This is a genomic window from Paraburkholderia phymatum (assembly GCF_040965635.1).
In the GTDB taxonomy this organism is placed as follows: Bacteria; Pseudomonadota; Gammaproteobacteria; order Burkholderiales; family Burkholderiaceae; genus Paraburkholderia; species Paraburkholderia phymatum_B.
Window position 1 is genome coordinate 1 of record NZ_JBFRCH010000113.1, and the last position, 633, is coordinate 633.

Consider the following 633-nt stretch of genomic DNA (forward strand, 5'->3'; position numbering starts at 1 on the left):
CGCCGCCGCCGAGCGGATTGCCGCCCATCGACGATGACGACGAGCCGCCGAGCGAGCCGCCCGGCAGCGGGGGCTGGCCCGAGGTGCCCGTCGACGAGCTCGCGTTGCCCTGGTTGAACGCGTTCGCGGCATTGGCGCCGCCCGACGACGACGTTTCGCTGCCGCCCTTGCCGAGCATGCCGCGCAGCGTCTTCGCGAGACGCACGGCGTCCGCGTTGCGCAGCTGCACGACGTGCATGTTGCCGGGCTGGCCCGTTGCCGCATCGAGCTGCTTCGCGAGCGACTTCGCCGCCGCGAGGCGCGCCGCGTTCGACGCGCGCAGCAGCAGCGAATTTGTACGCGGGTCGGCCTGCACGGAGACCTTCAGCGCCGCGTCCGTATTGCCGATCGAGCCGGGGTCGAGCATCTTCGACATCTGTGTCGCGACGTCGAGCGCATTCCCGTTCTTCAGCTGCACGACCTGCACCTGCTGGCCGGCTGCCGTATCGACGCCCGCAATGATCTGTGCGATGCGGCGCACGTTATCCGCGTAGTCGGTGACGACGATCGTGTTGTTCGACGGATACGCGGCGACCGTGTTGTTCGGCGAGATGAGCGGACGCAGCACGGGCAGCAGGTTGTTCGCCGATTCGT

Annotated in this window: 1 protein-coding gene; it reads right to left on the reverse strand. The window is 68.9% G+C overall.

Annotation, left to right across the window (positions count from 1 at the left end; all coding sequences use genetic code 11):
• Positions 1 to 633 (reverse strand): secretin N-terminal domain-containing protein (locus AB4Y32_RS40430; RefSeq protein WP_368726578.1); only part of this gene is annotated, 633 nt, incomplete at both ends.